This window comes from Nocardioides sp. (genome assembly GCF_035697785.1).
In the GTDB taxonomy this organism is placed as follows: domain Bacteria; phylum Actinomycetota; class Actinomycetes; order Propionibacteriales; family Nocardioidaceae; genus Nocardioides_B.
The window spans coordinates 20,657-37,704 of record NZ_DASSCL010000024.1; the positions used below are offsets into that span (position 1 = coordinate 20,657).

At 71.2% G+C, this 17,048-nt stretch carries 18 protein-coding genes; 6 read left to right on the top strand and 12 right to left on the bottom strand.

The window, feature by feature from the left end; genetic code table 11:
* Window positions 1–5: 5 nt before the first annotated feature.
* The gene (locus VFH10_RS02890; RefSeq protein ID WP_325125747.1) at window positions 6–377 is read right to left on the bottom strand and encodes a hypothetical protein; all 372 of its coding nucleotides are present in this window, start codon (window positions 375–377) and stop codon (window positions 6–8) included.
* A 135-nt stretch (window positions 378–512) separates the two neighbouring features.
* Here VFH10_RS02890 and VFH10_RS02895 point away from each other — a divergent pair, with 135 nt between their 5' ends.
* Together VFH10_RS02895 and VFH10_RS02900 are read left to right on the top strand one after the other, a co-directional pair.
* Entirely contained in the window at window positions 513–1,208 is a 696-nt protein-coding gene (locus tag VFH10_RS02895; protein ID WP_325125749.1) for an SDR family oxidoreductase, read from the top strand.
* Window positions 1,205–2,242 carry an S-adenosylmethionine:tRNA ribosyltransferase-isomerase gene (locus VFH10_RS02900; RefSeq protein WP_325125751.1) on the top strand — a complete coding sequence of 346 codons (1,038 nt, stop codon included), beginning with the start codon at window positions 1,205–1,207 and terminating at the stop codon, window positions 2,240–2,242. The genes VFH10_RS02895 and VFH10_RS02900 overlap by 4 nt, the downstream gene beginning before the upstream one ends.
* A gap of 11 nt (window positions 2,243–2,253) precedes the next feature.
* Here the strand turns inward: VFH10_RS02900 and VFH10_RS02905 are convergent, their stop codons facing one another.
* The 7 genes from VFH10_RS02905 to VFH10_RS02935 form a co-directional block, all read right to left on the bottom strand.
* A complete protein-coding gene (locus VFH10_RS02905) occupies window positions 2,254–2,661 on the bottom strand; it encodes a secondary thiamine-phosphate synthase enzyme YjbQ (RefSeq protein ID WP_325125753.1) in 408 nt (135 codons plus the stop codon).
* 30 nt (window positions 2,662–2,691) lie between these two features.
* A complete protein-coding gene (locus VFH10_RS02910) occupies window positions 2,692–3,420 on the bottom strand; it encodes a sulfite exporter TauE/SafE family protein (RefSeq protein ID WP_325125755.1) in 729 nt (242 codons plus the stop codon).
* 18 nt (window positions 3,421–3,438) lie between these two features.
* Window positions 3,439–6,303, bottom strand: a complete 2,865-nt coding sequence (locus VFH10_RS02915; RefSeq protein WP_325125757.1) for an aconitate hydratase — start codon at window positions 6,301–6,303, stop codon at window positions 3,439–3,441.
* 206 nt (window positions 6,304–6,509) lie between these two features.
* The gene (locus tag VFH10_RS02920; RefSeq protein WP_325125758.1) at window positions 6,510–8,135 is read right to left on the bottom strand and encodes an ABC antibiotics transporter; all 1,626 of its coding nucleotides are present in this window, start codon (window positions 8,133–8,135) and stop codon (window positions 6,510–6,512) included.
* A complete protein-coding gene (locus tag VFH10_RS02925; RefSeq protein WP_325125760.1) occupies window positions 8,132–9,067 on the bottom strand; it encodes an ABC transporter ATP-binding protein in 936 nt (311 codons plus the stop codon). Before VFH10_RS02925 ends, VFH10_RS02920 begins: the two co-directional genes overlap by 4 nt.
* A gap of 95 nt (window positions 9,068–9,162) precedes the next feature.
* Window positions 9,163–10,335 carry a class I SAM-dependent RNA methyltransferase gene (locus VFH10_RS02930; RefSeq protein ID WP_325125762.1) on the bottom strand — a complete coding sequence of 391 codons (1,173 nt, stop codon included), beginning with the start codon at window positions 10,333–10,335 and terminating at the stop codon, window positions 9,163–9,165.
* Complete coding sequence (locus tag VFH10_RS02935) at window positions 10,332–12,392, bottom strand: APC family permease (protein ID WP_325125764.1); 2,061 nt, start codon at window positions 12,390–12,392, stop codon at window positions 10,332–10,334. The genes VFH10_RS02930 and VFH10_RS02935 overlap by 4 nt, the downstream gene beginning before the upstream one ends.
* Window position 12,393: 1 nt before the next feature.
* Here VFH10_RS02935 and VFH10_RS02940 point away from each other — a divergent pair, with 1 nt between their 5' ends.
* Together VFH10_RS02940 and VFH10_RS02945 are read left to right on the top strand one after the other, a co-directional pair.
* Window positions 12,394–13,116 carry a potassium channel family protein gene (locus VFH10_RS02940; protein WP_414689825.1) on the top strand — a complete coding sequence of 241 codons (723 nt, stop codon included), beginning with the start codon at window positions 12,394–12,396 and terminating at the stop codon, window positions 13,114–13,116.
* Window positions 13,116–13,787 (top strand): TrkA family potassium uptake protein, encoded by a 672-nt coding sequence (locus VFH10_RS02945; protein WP_325125768.1) that lies wholly within the window; start codon window positions 13,116–13,118, stop codon window positions 13,785–13,787. Before VFH10_RS02940 ends, VFH10_RS02945 begins: the two co-directional genes overlap by 1 nt.
* Here VFH10_RS02945 and VFH10_RS02950 read toward each other — a convergent pair.
* The 4 genes from VFH10_RS02950 to dut are packed head-to-tail and all read right to left on the bottom strand — an operon-like array spanning window position 13,755 to window position 16,078.
* Window positions 13,755–14,489: a DUF3159 domain-containing protein gene (locus VFH10_RS02950; RefSeq protein WP_325125770.1), complete on the bottom strand. Its 735-nt coding sequence runs from the start codon at window positions 14,487–14,489 to the stop codon at window positions 13,755–13,757. The genes VFH10_RS02945 and VFH10_RS02950 overlap by 33 nt on opposite strands.
* A 4-nt stretch (window positions 14,490–14,493) precedes the next feature.
* Window positions 14,494–14,856, bottom strand: a complete 363-nt coding sequence (locus tag VFH10_RS02955) for an OB-fold nucleic acid binding domain-containing protein (protein ID WP_325125772.1) — start codon at window positions 14,854–14,856, stop codon at window positions 14,494–14,496.
* 50 nt (window positions 14,857–14,906) lie between these two features.
* Window positions 14,907–15,587, bottom strand: a complete 681-nt coding sequence (locus VFH10_RS02960; protein ID WP_325125774.1) for a DUF3710 domain-containing protein — start codon at window positions 15,585–15,587, stop codon at window positions 14,907–14,909.
* The gene (gene dut, locus VFH10_RS02965; protein WP_325125776.1) at window positions 15,584–16,078 is read right to left on the bottom strand and encodes a dUTP diphosphatase; all 495 of its coding nucleotides are present in this window, start codon (window positions 16,076–16,078) and stop codon (window positions 15,584–15,586) included. Before dut ends, VFH10_RS02960 begins: the two co-directional genes overlap by 4 nt.
* Before the next feature lie 53 nt (window positions 16,079–16,131).
* On the opposite strand from dut, the gene VFH10_RS02970 reads away from it, so the two are divergent.
* Together VFH10_RS02970 and VFH10_RS02975 are read left to right on the top strand one after the other, a co-directional pair.
* Complete coding sequence (locus VFH10_RS02970) at window positions 16,132–16,620, top strand: DUF3093 domain-containing protein (protein ID WP_325125777.1); 489 nt, start codon at window positions 16,132–16,134, stop codon at window positions 16,618–16,620.
* Window positions 16,621–16,708: 88 nt separating this feature from the next.
* Window positions 16,709–16,993, top strand: coding sequence for a DUF4235 domain-containing protein (locus tag VFH10_RS02975; RefSeq protein ID WP_325125778.1), 285 nt, complete (start codon window positions 16,709–16,711; stop codon window positions 16,991–16,993).
* Window positions 16,994–17,048 lie beyond the last annotated feature (55 nt).

The window sequence follows — 17,048 nt, forward strand, 5'->3', positions numbered from 1 at the left end:
AGCGTTCAGAGCCGGGCCACGAACCGCTTGCCGCGCAGCGCCTCCTCGACCAGACCCACGGCACGGCGCTCGGCGAGCAGTCGCGCCGACTCCGCGTGCCAGGTCTCGACCGCGCGCTCCACCGTGTCGCGGTCGGCGACGTCGCGGAGCACCCCGCGCGCCTCGCTCAACCCGCGCTGCACGGCGGCCTGGCAGGCCTCGATGTGCAGCACCGCGAACCGGGCCAGCACGACGTCGTGGCGCCGCAGCACCGGGTAGCCCCGGAACTCGGGCGGACAGATGTCGAGCAGCCACGCGACCGCGGACCGCTCCCAGCCGGGCGCCCCGGGCGGGCGCACCCGGCGCGGCCAGCCCGGGGGCGCGACCAGTTCGACCATGCGACCAGGATACATCGTCATTCGAACATCTGTTCGAGAATGCCGAAAGAATGAATCCAGCGTGAGCTGTTGACCTCAAGTCCACTTGAAGTCGGATGCTCGAGGCATAGCACTCTGCAACGAAGGAGCAGCATCATGCCTCTCGCCGTCATCACCGGCGCGTCCCGCGGACTCGGGGCCGCCCTCGCCCACGCCCTCGACGTGCGGGGGTGGGACCTGGTCGTGGACGCCAGGGACGCCGTCGCGCTCGAGGCGGCCGTGGGCGACCGCACACTGGCCGTCCCGGGCGACGTCACCGACCCGGCACACCGGAGCTGGCTGGTCGCGACGGCCGCGGAGCACGGCGGCGCCGCGCTGCTCGTGAACAACGCCAGCACCCTCGGCGCCAGCCCGCAGCCCGGCCTCGCCGACCTCGACGACGCCGTGCTCGCCGACGTCCTCACGACCAACGTGCTGGCCGCGCACGCGCTGACCCGCGACCTCCTCCCCCAGCTGCTCACCAACAACGGCTGCGTAATCAACATCAGCTCCGACGCCGCCCTGGAGCCCTATGCCGGCTGGGGTGCGTACGGCGCCTCGAAGGCGGCGCTCGACCACCTCACGCGGGTGCTCGCCACCGAGCAGCCGACCCTGCGCGTGTACGCCGTCGACCCTGGGGACATGCGCACGCAGATGCAGCAGGACGCCTTCCCGGACGAGGACATCTCCGACCGGCCGGAGCCGGCGGCCGTGGTCCCCAGACTGCTGTCCCTCCTCGACGGCTCGCTGCCCAGCGGCCGTTACCGGGCGACGGACCTCAGCACGGACCGCCTCGAGGGGAGCCGGGTGTGACCGCCCAGCCGCTGACCGCCTTCGCCCTTCCACCGGACGCCGAGGCACGCGTCCCGCCCGAGGAGCGTGGCCTGGCCCGCGACCAGGTGCGGATGCTGGTGGCACGCCCCGACCGGGTCGAGCACCTCCGCGTCCGGAGCCTGCCGGAAACGCTGCATCCGGGCGACCTCCTCGTCGTGAACACCTCTGCCACGGTGCCGGCCGCGGTGCCGCTGCTCGGCGAGCGGTACGGCGAGACCGTGCACGTGTCCACCCAGCTCGACAGCGGAGAGTGGGTCGTGGAGGTCAGGGTGCGCGGAAACACCGGCCCCGCCCGGACCGGTCCCGGCGACGTGCTCGCGCTGCCCGGCGGCCTCCACCTCACCGTCGTCGACGCGCACCCGGCCGGCCAGACGAGGCTATGGCGCGCCGTGCCCGACGTGCCGACCGGGACCGTGCGCTACCTCTCCCGGCACGGCCGACCGGTCGGCTACCGCTACCTCGACCACCCGGTCCCGCTGTCGGCGCTGCAGACCGTCTACGCGCGCGAGCCCGGCAGCGCCGAGATGCCGAGCGCGGGTCGGCCGCTGTCCCTCCGGGTGCTGGTGGACCTGGTGTCGCGGGGCGTGGTCGTCGCCCCCGTGGTCCTGCACGCCGGTGTGTCGAGCCAGGAGAAGCTCGAGCCGCCGCAGCCCGAGCTGTTCACCGTGCCGGCGGTCACGGCCCGTCTGGTCGGGTCGACGCGGTCGGCCGGCCGGCGGGTGGTCGCGGTGGGCACCACCGTCGTACGCGCCCTCGAGTCCGCGGCCGGCCGGGACGGATCCGTCCACCCGACGACCGGCTGGACCGACCTCGTGCTCGGGCCGGGGCGCCCGGCGCGGGCCGTGGACGGGATCCTCACCGGTCTCCACGAGCCGCGGGCCAGCCACCTGCGTCTGCTCGAGGCGGTGGCCGGTCAGTCGCTGGTGCAGCGAGCCTACGACGCGGCGACCGCTGACCGGGTCGGCTACCTGTGGCACGAGCTCGGGGACACCATGCTGCTGCTGCCGCGTTGACCCGCGACGGCTTAGCCCGCGACGAAGGAGAGCCGGACCTCGCGGTCGGGGTTGTCCACGTTGAGGTCGACCAGGCAGATGCTCTGCCACGTGCCGAGGGCCAGCCGCCCGCCGATGACCGGGACGGTCGCGTACGGCGGCACCAGGGCCGGCATCACGTGGGAGCGGCCGTGCCCCGCGGTGCCGTGCCGGTGCCGCCACCGGTCGTCGGCCGGCAGCAGGTCGTCGAGGGCGGCCAGCAGGTCGTCGTCGCTGCCCGCCCCGGTCTCCAGGATCGCGATGCCGGCCGTCGCGTGCGGGACGAAGACGTGCAGCAGCCCGTCGCCGCCCTCGTCGGCCACGAACGCCGCGCAGTCGCGGGTCAGGTCGAGCACGACGTCGCTGTCACCGGTCCGGTAGCTCCTGGTCTCGCTGCGCATCCGACCAGCCTGCCAGGTGGACTCGAGAGGTCACAGCAGGCTGCGGACCAGCAACAAGACGGCGGACGCCGCGCACACGCCGAGGACCGCGAACCGGACCCGATCGCGCGGCAGCGCCCCGTGCAGCAGCCGTCCCAGCGCCAGCCCGAGGACCAGGCAGGGCGAGAGCAGCAGGGCCAGCAGCAGCGGCTGCACCTCCAGCCGACCGGCCAGCAGCAACCCGACCAGGCTGAAGGCCGCCCCGAGCAGGAAGTAGACCGCCAACGTGGTGCGGATCTGCCGAGGTGAGCGGTGCTGCAGGAGGATCGCCAGCGGCGGACCCCCGATCGACGTGGCCGTGCCGGTGATCCCGGAGGCGAACCCGGCCGCCAGCAGGGTCCCCCGGTTGACCGGGATGACGACGGCATGGGCGGTGAGCGCGACGCTGACCAGGACCATGAGCCCCACGGCGATGCCGAGCGCGCGCGTGGAGAACACCGCGACGAGGGCCACCCCGACCGCGGTCCCCGGCGCGCGTGCCCCCAGCGCCCAGCCGAGCCCACGCCAGTCGATGTCCTGGTGCTCCCGGGCCAGCGTCGCCATCGGCAGCAGCATCGCCAGCCAGAGCATCAGGTCCGGCATCAGGCTCGGCTCGAGCAGCATCGTCACCGGTGCGGCGACGAGACCGAGTCCGAGACCCACCAGTCCCTGCACGGCCGCACCGACGACGAGGGTGGCGGCCAGGACGGCCACCACCCTCGGGTCCACGTCGCCGAGCACGACCGGTGGTCGAGCCCCCTAGACCTTCAGTAGGTTGCGCAGCACGAACTGCATGATGCCGCCGTGCCGGTAGTAGTCGGCCTCGCCGGGGGTGTCGATCCGGACCACGGCGTCGAACTCGATGTCGTCGGCCTTCACCTTGACGGTGCGCGGCGTGGAGCCGTCGTTGAGCTCGGTGACGCCGGTGACGGAGAACGTCTCCTCTCCGGTGAGCCCGAGCGACTCGGCGGTCTCCCCCTCGGGGAACTGCAGCGGCAGCACGCCCATGCCGATCAGGTTGGACCGGTGGATCCGCTCGTAGGACTCCGCGACCACGGCCTTCACGCCGAGCAGCGCGGTGCCCTTGGCGGCCCAGTCGCGCGACGAGCCGGAGCCGTACTCCTTGCCGGCGAGCACCACGAGCGGCGTACCGGCCTCGATGTAGTGCTCCGAGGCCTCGAACACCGAGGTGACCTCGCCACCGTTGGTGAAGTCGCGGGTGACACCGCCCTCGGTGCCGGGCGCCAGCTGGTTGCGCAGCCGGATGTTGGCGAACGTGCCCCGGATCATCACCTCGTGGTTGCCGCGGCGCGAGCCGTAGGAGTTGAAGTCGCGCTGCTCGACGCCGTGCTCGGCGAGGTACCGGCCCGCGGGCGAGTCCTTCTTGATCGCACCGGCTGGAGAGATGTGGTCGGTGGTCACGGAGTCACCCAGCTTCAGCAGCACCCGGGCACCCTCGATGTCCTCGACAGGCGCGGGCGACTCGGGCATGCCGTCGAAGTACGGCGGCCGGCGAACGTAAGTCGAGTCGGGGTCCCAGTCGAAGGTGTTGCCCTCGGGGGTCGGCAGCGACCGCCACTGCTCGTCGCCGGCGAAGACATCCTCATAGCTCGAGCCGAACATGTCGGAGTTGATCGCCTGCGCGATCACGTCCTCGATCTCCTTGGCGGTGGGCCAGATGTCCTTCATGAACACGTCGTTGCCGTCTGCGTCCTTGCCGAGCGGGTCGTTCAGGAGGTCGACGTCCATCGAGCCGGCCAGCGCGTAGGCGACGACCAGCGGCGGCGACGCGAGGTAGTTCATCTTCACGTCGGGGTTGATCCGGCCCTCGAAGTTGCGGTTGCCCGACAGCACCGACACGACGGCGAGGTCGTTGGCCTGGACCGCCTCCGACACCTCCGGGATCAGCGGACCCGAGTTGCCGATGCACGTCGTGCAGCCGTAGCCGACGAGGTTGAAGCCGAGCTTGTCGAGGTACGGCGTGAGGCCGGCGCGCTCGTAGTAGTCGGACACGACCTTCGAGCCGGGGGCCAGCGTCGTCTTCACCCACGGCTTGCGCTGCAGTCCCTTCTCGACGGCCTTCTTGGCGAGCAGCGCCGCACCGATCATGACCGACGGGTTGGACGTGTTGGTGCAGGACGTGATCGCGGCGATGGAGACCGCCCCGTGGTCGACCTCGAACTTCGTGCCGTCCTCCAGGGTCACCTGGGCGGGGTTGGAGGGACGGCCCTGCGCCGCGGCGCGGTTGAGGTGCCAGTCGGAGGGCTCACCGCCGCCGTTGCCGTCCGCGGAGTACGCCGGGGCGTCGCTGGCCGGGAACGACTCCGCCGACGCCTCGTCGGCGGCCGACACGACACCGAAGGGCTTCTCCTGCCCCGGAACCCCGGACTTGCGGTCCTCGCCACCAGTCTCGTCCTCGCTCACGTAGTCGGCGAGCGCTGACCGGAAGGCCTCCTTGGCCTCGGACAACGACACCCGGTCCTGCGGTCGCTTCGGACCGGCCAGCGAGGGCACCACCGTGCCGAGGTCGAGCTCGAGCCTCTCGGAGTAGCGCGGCTCTGCGTCCGGGTCGTGCCAGAGCCCCTGCTCCTTGGCGTAGGCCTCGACGAGCTTGAGCTGCTCGTCGGTGCGGCCGGTCAGCTTGAGGTAGGTGATGGTCTCCTCGTCGATCGGGAAGACCGCGATCGTGGAGCCGAACTCCGGGGACATGTTGCCGATGGTCGCGCGGTTCGCGAGCGGCAGCACCGAGACACCCGGACCGTAGAACTCGACGAACTTGCCGACCACGCCGTGCTTGCGGAGCATCTCGGTAATGGTCAGCACGAGGTCGGTGGCAGTGGCGCCCTCGGGCAGGTCGCCGTTGAGCTTGAAACCGACGACGCGCGGGATCAGCATCGACACCGGCTGGCCGAGCATCGCGGCCTCGGCCTCGATGCCGCCGACGCCCCAGCCGACGACGCCGATGCCGTTGACCATCGTGGTGTGCGAGTCGGTGCCGACGCAGGTGTCCGGGTAGGCCTGGAGGACGCCGTCCACCTCGCGGGTGAAGGCGACCCGGGCCAGGTGCTCGATGTTGACCTGGTGCACGATCCCGGTCCCGGGCGGCACGACCTTGAAGTCGTCGAAGGCACCCTGGCCCCAGCGCAGGAACTGGTAGCGCTCGCGGTTGCGCTCGTATTCGATCTCGACGTTGCGCTCGAACGCCTCCGGCGTACCGAACACGTCGGCGATCACGGAGTGGTCGATGACCATCTCGGCCGGCGCGAGCGGGTTGATCTTCGTCGCGTCGCCGCCGAGCTCCTCGACGGCCTCGCGCATGGTGGCGAGGTCGACGACGCACGGCACGCCGGTGAAGTCCTGCATGATCACGCGGGCCGGCGTGAACTGGATCTCCTTGCTCGGCTCCGCGTCCGCCTCCCAGGCGCCAAGTGCCCGGATGTCGTCGGCGGTGATGTTGGCGCCGTCCTCGGTGCGCAGCAGGTTCTCGAGGAGCACCTTCAGGCTGAACGGGAGCGACGCGACGTCGACCCCGTCACCGGTGACCTTGTCGAGCCGGAAGATCTCGTAGGACTTCCCGTCCACGTCCAGCGTGCTCTTCGCACCAAAGCTGTCCTGACTCGGCATCAGCCACATCTCCTCGTGATGTCGTAGGCGTTCGTCCCGCCCATCTTGCCCACGTGCGCGTGACCCCCGGTAGTGAGGGGACCCTGGTTCTCGCAGACCGATCGGCGGCCAAGTTGTCTTGACGTCAAGATACACGACGTCGAGCGTTCCGGCCAGGAGCCCTGACAGATCCGGCTGCGGGCCTACACCCCGGTGCAGCTACGGACCTACGCAGGCAGGGCGAGGTCCCTGCGGCGCATGGCCGCGGCTCCCACAGCCGCGAGCACCGCGCACGCGGCGACCAGGCCGAGCACGGGCTCCGCACTGATGGCGACAGCGGGGGCGTTGGGCACGTGGCTGAACGGCGACAGGTCGAGCAGCCATGCCGGCAGGCCCAGCGAGGGTCCGAACATCGGGCCCACGAAGATGCCCGCGCCCACGAGCGTCCAGGACAGTCCCACCGACCACCGCGGCACCAGCATCACGAGCACGAGGACCGCGGCGCCCAGCACCGCGACTGCAGGGAGCTGCACCAGCGCGGCGCCGACCAGGTCGCGGGCCAGCGCAGCGGTGTTCCCCAGGACCAGTCCGCCGGTGACGACCATCCCTCCGGCCAAGAGCAGGATGAGCAACGTGGCACCGGCGGCGGCATTCACGGCGTAGGCAGCGAGCCAGCGCAGGCGCGACACGGCGGTGCCGAGCACCGGCTCCAGCGTGCCCCGCGCCTCGTCGTGGTGCAGACGGAGCGCCAGGGTGACGACGTAGGCGGCCACAGCCATGCCGGCGATCTGCATCATCGAGGCCCAATACGCCCCGAGCAGGTCCACATCGCCGCCGAAGGCGGCATACCACTCCGTTGCCGCACCCTCCATCCCCCCGATTTGCTCGCTCAGGGCGCCGAACACCAGGCCGAAGCCGACCATCCCGATCGCCCAGCCGAGCAGCACGCCGCGCTGTAGCCGCCAGATGAGTCCCGCTGGGCTGAGCAGGCCCGGACGCGCGTGGGCGTCACCCCGGCGCTCGGGCAGCATGCCCCTGCCGACGTCGCGCCTGCCGACCAGGACGACCGTCACCCCGGACAGCAACCCGAGGGCAAGCAGGGAGACTCCCGCGGGCCACCACAGGTCGTCCGCGAAGGGTCGCATCTGCTGGCCCCAGCCGATCGGCGAGAGCCAAGCCGGCCACGCGCTGGTCAGGCGCATCCCCGCAGCGTCGACCGTGCCGAGCACGTTGCCCAGCGCCGTGAGCAGGAACGAGCCTCCCAGTGCGGCGCCGGCGAGACCGGTCGCTCCGCGCGTGGTCGACGCGAGCTGCGAGGTCACAGCGGCGACGCCGGTGAACGCCACGCCCACCAGGGCGATCGACGTACCGGCCACGAGCGACCCGGCGCCGGGCTGGCCGGCGATGATCATGCCCATCCCCAGCATCCCCGCCAGTACGACGTTCGCCCCGAGCGCCACGATGACAGCCGCACCCAGGGAGGCGTAGCGCCCGACGACGCCGGCGCCGAGGATCTCCTCGCGGCCGAGCTCCTCGGCCTGACGGGTGTGTCGGACGACGGCGAAGACGCTCATGAGTGCTGCCAGCACCATCAGCGTGAGGGCATCGCGGTGAAGCGTGTAACCGCCGACGGTCGGGCCGGTCACCAGGCCCAGGACACGCATTCCGGGATTCTCGACGACCACCTGGGTGTCCGGGACCAGGAGCTCGGGATGCTTTGCGTAGTTGTCCTCGAACATCGCGGTCGTGGCGGACAGGAACGCGGCCATGCCGAGGATCCAGGCTGGCAGGGTGATTCGGTCCCGCCGCAGGGCGAGGCGGACCAGCCGCCTCGTGCCGGTGAAGCCGCTCATCGCGCACTCACCACCTCAGCTCCCGGGGTCGCTTCAGGCGCGTCGCGCTCGTCGTCGTAATGGCGCATGAACAGCTGCTCGAGCGTCGGCGGCGAGGTCACCATCGAGCGCACCTCGCGCTCGACCAGGTGCTCGAGCACCTGATTGAGCTCGCCCGGGTCGACGCTGAACTCCGCGTGACCGTCGTGCACCCGGGCGTCGTGGACGCCGGGCCAGCGGGTCACCCGTTCCAGCGGCTTCGCGGTGTCGACCACCACCGACGTGCGGGTGAGATGGCGCAGGTCGTCGAAGGTGCCGGTCTCGGCCGCGCGACCGGCCCGGATGATCGTGACCCGGTCGCACAGCGCCTCGACCTCGGACAGGATGTGGCTGGAGAGCAGGATGCTGCTTCCGGCGGCGCGAAGCTCCGAGACGACTTCCTGGAACACGGCCTCCATCAGCGGGTCGAGACCCGACGTCGGCTCGTCCAGGAGATAGAGCTCCACGTCGGAGGAGAACGCCGCGACGAGGGCAACCTTCTGCCGGTTTCCCTTGGAGTAGGCACGGATCTTCTTGGTCGGGTCGAGCTGGAAGCGCTCGACCAGCTCCTCCCGGCGGGACGCCACAAGGCCGCCGCGCAAGTCGCCCAGCAGGTCTATCACCTCACCGCCGGTGAGGTTGGGCCACAGGTTCACCTCCCCTGGCACGTAGGCGAGGCGTCGGTGCAACGCCACCGCGTCCCGCCACGGGTCACCACCGAGCAGGTCGACGCGACCCTCGTCGGCGCGCAGCAATCCGAGCAGGACACGGATGGTGGTCGTCTTCCCCGCGCCGTTCGGGCCGAGGAACCCGTGCACCTCACCCGCCTCCACACGCAGGTCGAGATGGTCGAGAGCCCGCGTCATGGGTCCGAAGTCCTTCACCAGTCCCGAAACCGCGATCGCGGCGTTCACCGTGGACCACTTCCTTCGATCTTCAGGTTTGCGGAGGCCAGGCGCCTCCGACTTGAGGAGACCACCACCCGGCATGGATGGAACAGAGTCGGAGGTCACATGCCGCGGACGCTGGTCTCGCCGGTCTCGAACAACGCGACGCACTCGATGTGGTGTGTCATCGGGAACAGGTCGAACGCGCGCAGGGCGTCGAGGTGGTAGCCGCCCCCGGCGAAGAGCGCGACGTCACGGGCCAGCGCCGCGGGGTCGCAGGCGACGTACGCCACCGCCCGGGGCGAGCGCGCGACCACCTGCTCCACCACCGCCCGCTTGGCGCCTTCGCGCGGCGGGTCGAGCACGACCAGGTCGACCGGCTCGGGCGACGACGACGCCAGCACGCGGTCGACGGGGCCGCGCCGCACCGAGGCGGCCGGGTACGCCGCCAGGTTCGACTCGGCGTGGGCGCAGGCGAGCCGGTCGCCCTCGACCGCCTGCACGGACCCGGTAGGTCCGACGGCCTCGGCGAGGTGGACGGTGAACAGCCCCACCCCGGCGTACAGGTCGAGGCACCGCTCCCCCGGCCGGGCTGACAGCATCGCCAGCACCGTCTCCACGAGCACACGCGGCGCACCGGGATGGACCTGCCAGAACCCGTGCTCGGCGACCTCGAAGGAGTGCGCGCCGACCTGCTCCACGACGGAGCCCGTGCCGGGCGGCTCCCCCTCCACCTCCACGCGGGCGTCCGTGCGTGTGATCAGGCAGTCGTCGACCGGCACCACCTGGTGGGAGCGATGCTTGCGGAGGCCGCGACGCCCGTCGCGCGTCACGGCGAGCTGCACGCGGGTCCGCCAGCGCAGACCGTCGACGTCGCCGGGGACCGGCTCGACGACGACGGGCCGATCCAGACCGGCCAGCCGTTGCAGCTGCTCCCGGACCACTGACGCCTTGAGCTCCCGCTGGGCCGGAAGGGCGACGTGCTGGAAGTCGCACCCGCCGCACAGCCCGGGGCCGGCCACCGGGCACGGCGGCGTGACCCGGTCCGGGGCGGCCGTCAGCACCTCGACGGCATCGGCCCGCAGGAACCGCGAGCCCTCGTCGCCCTCGGTCACGCTGACCGTGACCCGCTCCCCCGGCAGCGCGTGCCGCACGAAGATCACGCGGCCCTCGTGGCGGGCGACACAGTGCCCGCCGTGCGCGACCGGCCCGACGTCGACCTCGTAGGTCGCGCCGACGAGGGAGCGACCGTGCGACTGCTTCGGCCGGGGGTGACGGGAGCGGGAGGAGGTCACCGACCGACCTGGTTGTCGCCGGCGTGGCCGGTCGGCTTGTCGTGCAGGACGCCGCGGCGGACGTCACCGGGCCGCGTCTTCAGCAGCTCCCGCTCGGCCCGCTCCTTGGCGATCAGCGAGGACTTCAGCTGGTAGGGCACCGAGATCACCATCACGCCCTGGGTGAACAGCAGCCGACCCTTGAGCCGCAGCGCGGTCTGGTTGTGCAGCAGCTGCTCCCACCAGCGCCCGACTACGTACTCCGGGATGTACACCGCGACCACGCCGCGCGGGTTGGCGTCGCGGATGCTGCGGGTGTAGTCGACGATCGGGCGGATGATCTCGCGGTACGGCGAGTAGAGCACCTTGAGCGGCACGTCGATGCGGCGGGCGTCCCAGTCGTCGAGCACGCGCCCGGTCACCTTCGGGTCGGTGTCGACCATCACGGCCTCGAGCACGTTGGGCCGGGCCGCCTTGGCGTAGGCCACCGCGCGCATCGTCGGCTTGTGCACCTTCGACACCAGCACGATCGCGTGCACCCGGGTCGGCAGCACCTGGTCGTCCTCCTCGACGAGGAGCTCGCTGCTGACCTTGTCGTAGTGCCTGCCGATCCCGAGCATGATCGCGTAGAAGGCGCCCATCGCCAGGATCGTGATCCAGGCACCGGCCAGGAACTTGGTGACCAGCACGATCACGAGGACGACCGCGGTCAGCCCGAGGCCGAACGTGTTGATGGCACGCGACCGCATCATGCGCCGCCGTGCGGCCGGGTCGGTCTCGGTGCTCAGCAGCCGCGTCCAGTGCCGGATCATGCCGAGCTGGCTCAGGTTGAACGACACGAAGACGCCGACGATGTAGAGCTGGATCAGCCGGGTGGTCTGGGCGTCGAACGCCCAGATGAGGGTGATGGCCAGGACGGCCAGGAACACGATGCCGTTGCTGTAGGCCAGCCGGTCCCCGCGCGAGCCGAGCTGGCGGGGGGCGAGCCCGTCCTGGGCGAGGATCGAGCCGAGCACCGGGAAGCCGTTGAACGCGGTGTTGGCGGCGAGCACCAGGATCAGGCCGGTCATCGTGACCACGAAGTAGAAGCCCGGCGTGAAGTGGTCGAACACCGCGCGCGCGATCTGCGCGATCACCACGTCCTGGTCGAAGCCGGCCGGCATCGGTGTCCCGTCGGGCCGGATCAGCCGCTCCACGTGGTGCGGGTCGACGTACTTGATGCCCATCTGCCGGGCCAGCACGATGACGCTGATCATCATCGTGACCGCGATCATCCCCAGCAGCAGCAGCGTCGTGGCGGCGTTGCGCGACTTGGGCTTGCGGAACGCCGGCACCCCGTTGGAGATCGCCTCGACACCCGTCAGCGCCGCACAGCCCGACGAGAACGCGCGCGCGAGCAGGAAGATCAGGGCGACCGTCGTGAGCGGCTCCTCCCAGCCCGGTTGGGGAAGGATGGTGAGGTCCGCGCTCTCCACGTCCGGCAGGGTGCCGCTGAGCATCCGGAGGAACCCCCACGCGCACATCCCCAGGATCGCGGTCATGAACAGGTAGGTCGGGACGGCGAAGAACGTCCCGGACTCACGGACCCCGCGCAGGTTCAGCGCCGCCAGCACCGTGACGGCGATCGCGGCGACGAGCACCTCGTGTCCCTTCAACGAGGGGAACGCGGCCGAGGCGTACGCCGACGCGGACGACACCGACACGGCCACGGTGAGGATGTAGTCGACGAGCAGCGCGGCCGCGACCGTCATGCCCGCGCGGCGGCCGAGGTTGACGGTCGCCACCTCGTAGTCGCCGCCGCCCGAGGGGTAGGCGTGCACGGTCTGCCGGTACGACGCGACGACGGTGAGCATCACCACCGCCACGGCGAGGGCGATCTTCCACGACCAGACGTACATGCTGGCGCCCGCCACGGCGAGCATGATGAAGACCTCGTCGGGCGCGTAGGCGACCGACGACAGCGCGTCGGATGCGAACACCGGAAGCGCCACCCGCTTGGGAAGCAGCGTCTCGCCGAGCTGCGTGCTCCGCAGCTTGCGGCCGAGAATGATCCGCTTCGAGATATCGCCGACACCCACGATGAATCAGGCTAGGCCATGCGCCACGCCGCGGTGGTGCGACTCGGGTAGCGTCTGCCACGTGCATGTCGTGATCATGGGTTGTGGCCGCGTCGGGTCGACGTTGGCGCGCAGTCTCGAGGACCGCAACCACACCGTCTCCATCATCGACACCAACCCCGACGCGTTCCGTCGGCTCGGTCCGTCGTTCCGGGGGACGAAGGTGACCGGGGTCGGCTTCGACCAGGACGTCCTCGACAAGGCCGGCATCGACAAGGCCGACGCGTTCGCCGCGGTGTCGAGCGGTGACAACTCCAACATCATCGCGGCCCGGGTGGCGCGGGAGACGTTCGGCATCCAGCAGGTCGTGGCCCGCATCTACGACCCCGGCCGCGCCGAGGTCTACCAGCGGCTCGGGATCACCACGGTCGCCACCGTGAAGTGGACGGCCGACCAGGTGCTGCGCCGGATCCTGCCGGCCGGCGCGGAGCCCGACTTCCGCGATCCGTCGGGCACGATCCGCCTCGACCAGGTCCCGGTCAACGAGGTCTGGGTGGGCCAGCGCACCGTGAAGTTCCAGGACCAGTCCCGCAGCCGCATCGCCTGGATCGACCGGCTCGGCGAGGGCATGCTGCCGACCCGCGAGTCGGTCATCCAGGAGGGTGACCTCCTGCACCTCGTCATGCGCGAGGAGAACGCCGAGCACGTCTACAACGTCTTCAACGAGGGACCGGAGGCCGACTGATGCGCGTCGCCATCGCAGGTGCGGGGGCGGTCGGACGCTCGATCGCCCGCGAGCTCATCGTCAACGGGCACCAGGTCCTGCTGATCGACAAGGACCCCGACGCCCTCAAGCCTGAGCGTGTGCCCGACGCCGAGTGGCTGCTCGCCGACTCCTGCGAGCTCTCCTCGCTCGAGGAGTCGCGGATGGAGTCCTGCGACGTGGTGATCGCCGCGACCGGCGACGACAAGGTCAACCTGGTCACGTCGCTGCTGGCCAAGACCGAGTTCGCGGTGCCCCGCACCGTCGCCCGCGTCAACCACCCCAACAACGAGTGGCTGTTCACCGAGGCCTGGGGTGTCGACGTCAACGTGTCCACCCCGCGGATCATGTCGGCGCTCGTGGAGGAGGCCGTCACGGTCGGAGACCTGGTGCGGCTGTTCACGTTCCGCAAGGGCAACGCCAACCTGGTCGAGCTCACCCTGCCGGCCGACTCGCCGTACGTCGGGAAGCCCAGCGGACTGATCCCGTTCCCGGAGAACTGCTCGCTGGTCACGATCCTGCGCGACGGACAGGTCTACACGCCCAGCGAGGAGCAACCGATCGAGTCGGGCGACGAGCTGCTGTTCGTGGCGTCGGCGGAGTCGGAGCAGGAGCTCCAGTCACTCCTCGCGCCCGAGCAGCACCGGCGCTGACTCCTCGACCGGAGTGCGGTTGCGGGCCAGCAGCCAGACCATCCCGGCCAGGGCGGCGACCTGCAGCGGCCAGCCCATCGCGATCTTGCTGACGCCGAGGGCGGCGATCCACGATCCGGCATCGTCGGCACGGCGGCCCGCGACGTAGAGCGGGCCCTGCACGGCGACGCGGATCACGCACGGCAGCACCAGCATCAACGTGAGGTTCCGGCAGAGCCTGACGACCTGGGGGTCGTCGTGCCAGGCGGTCGGGTCGCCGGCCACGGAGCCGACCATGAAACCCACGACGGGCCAGCCGATCACCACCGTGAACAGCATGACCAGGGCGTAGCCGGAGTTGTAGAGGATGCCCGGCAGGAAGTAGGCCAGCGCGGTGTCGGAGGCGTCGCCGCCACCCTGGGCGCTGCGGTAGGCGAACAACGCCCCGATGCCGATGCCCACCAGGCTGTTGACCACGAACTGGGGAGTCGACCTCTGGACCAGGCGCACCGCCAGCAGCACCAGCGCGGTGCCGACGCTGAGGATCAGCGCGTTGCGCAGGTCGTGGGTGGTCAGGAACGTCACCGTGAACGCGATCGTGGGCACGGCCGCCTCGAGCATCCCGCGCTTGCCGCCGAGGGCCTTCGAGAGCTGCGCGCGCACCACCGACTCGACGGTGTCGGTGCCGACGTGTCCGGGACCGGCCGTCTCTTCGTGGGTCAAGGGGTTACCTCAGCTCGTAGCGCGGGTTGAACATCACCCTCTGGTGGTCCTGCGTTCCGATCCGGCCCAGCACCCGGATCTGCCGGCCGGGCTCGATCCCGGCGATGCGGCGGCGGCCCAGCCAGACCACCGTCATGGTGCCGGAGCCGTCGTACAGCTCGGCCTCGAGGGCGGGGACCCCGCCCCGGGGACGAAGCGTCACGGTGCGGAGACTGCCCTGGATGTCGACGCGCGAGCGCTCACCGGCGTCGCGGATCGGGCAGCAGCCTGCCTTCGCGGAGTCCTTCTGGAGCTCCTCGGCCTCCTGCTCCTCGCCGTTGGCCCACCGGTTCAGGCTTCGGCGCAGCCGACTCGTCACCTCTGACATGACTCAAGCGTAGACCGCGGATGGGCACCCCGAGACCGAAGTCCGAATGCTCAGCCGCGGGCCTGCATCTGCGCCGCGACGGCGGGCGGGACGGTGAGCGGGAGAGCCTCTCCCGGGGCGTGGGGTTCGCCGCCGCGGCGGACGATCACGTCGCGCAGCGCGGACTCGACCGGGCCGTCCTCGGTGGGCTCGAGCGCCGGCTGGCCGAACAGGGTGGCACGCAGCAGCCAGCGGGGGCCGGAGATGCCGAAGACCCGTGACGGCTGCTGGCCCGCGCGGCCGTCCTGACCGGTCACGGTGAGCACGACCCGGAGCTCGGGGCCGTAGGGCCCCTCGTGCTCCGTGGCGGTGCCACCGCGGCGGGTCACCTCGGCGGCGATCTGCTGGCGGACGTCGTCCCAGATGTCGCCGTGGCGCGGGGCGGCGAACGCCCGCAGCTCCACTGCGCCCTGTGCGCCCGCGAGGACGACCGCGACGACCTGGCCGCTCTGCTCGTCGACCTGGAGCTGCAGGTCGAGACCCTCGCGTGGGGTGACGATGAGGCTGCCGAGGTCGAGCTTGGACGTGTCGTCCTCGTCGTAGTCGGTCTCGGTGATGTCCCACGGCCCGTTGGCGCGGGGGCCCCCGGGGCTCGCTGGGCCCTCGGGGCTCGAGTCCGGGGCCTCCTCCTCGGCGGCCGCCTCGGGAGCGGCCTCCGATGCGTCCTGCTCGGGCTTGCGCCGGAACCTCACTGCGTCTCCTTCGACGAGTCGTGTGGTGCGTCGCCCGTGTCGGGGACGACGCTCAGGAACCCACCGGTGGAACCGTACCCGCCGTCGCCGCGCACCGACTCCGGGAGTCGGTCGACCTCGATGAACCGGGCGTGCTCGACCTGCTGGATCACCAGCTGGGCGATCCGGTCCCCGCGTCGGAGCTCCACCGGGCTCGTCGGGTCGAGGTTGATGAGCATCACCTTGACCTCGCCGCGGTAGCCCGCGTCGACGGTGCCCGGGGTGTTCACGATCGAGACCCCGAACCGGGCCGCCAACCCCGACCGCGGGTGCACGAGGGCGACGTACCCCTCGGGCAGCGCCACCGAGATCCCGGTCGGCACCATCGCGCGCTCCCCCGGCTCGAGCCGGACGTCGACGGTGGTGGTGAGGTCTGCGCCGGCGTCGCCGGGATGCGCGTACGACGGCAGGGGGACCTCGTCGTCGAGACGGCTGACCAGGATGTCGACCATGGGCGCGACCCTACCCACCTGGGGCGAGCGGCCCACTGGGAGGATGTGCCCTCGTGACGACCCCTGGCTACACGGAGCGGCTGCACGTGCCCCTGCGGTGGTGGGCGCTCGCCACCATGTTCCTGGCGACGGTGCTGCTCGCGTTCCTGGTCGCGACGCCCGGCTGGGTCGCGTTCACCACGACCGGCCTGCTCGTGGGACTCACGGCCGCACTCTTCCTGGGGTACGGCGGCGCGCGCGTCGAGGTCGCGGACGGCGAGACGGGTCCGGTTTTCCGCGCCGGCCGCGCGCACATCCCGGTCGACCAGCTCGGGGTCCCGGTGGCGCTGGACGCGCCGGCAAGCCGGCGGCTCGCGGGGGTCGACGCGGACGCGCGGGCGTACCTGCTGCTGCGCCCCTACGTGGCCCGGTCGGTGCAGGTGCCGGTGCAGGACCCCCAGGACCCGGCGCCGTACTGGTTGGTCTCCTCCCGGCACCCCGACCGCGTGGTCGCTGCGCTGGTAGCGGCCGGAGCGCCGTCCGGCAGCGCTGCGCAGGAGTAGCGGCCGCCCGGGCGGGCACAAGGGAGTCGAACGGTGCGCCGGGTGGCAGACTGGCGCCGGACGCACATTGACCAACGAAGGAGCCGTCTTGGCTGGATCGAAAGTGTGGAGCCTGATGGGGCTCGCCGCCACCGTGGGCGCGACGATCGCGGCGCGCAAGGCGCTCACCACGAGCTGGAAGGTCGCCACCGGCAAGGAGCCGCCGCAGAACCCGGCCCACCCCGACGTGTCGATCAAGGAGGCGGTGGCGTGGGCGACGGTCAGCGGCATCGCCGTCGGGCTGGCGCGGATGTTCGCCTCGCGCAAGGCGGCGGACTACTACCGGAAGTCGACGGGCCACCTGCCCGCCAACCTCGAGGACGTCGAGGTCTGAGGACGCGAGAAGGGCCGGATCCCAGCTGGGATCCGGCCCTTCTTTGTCGTCGTTT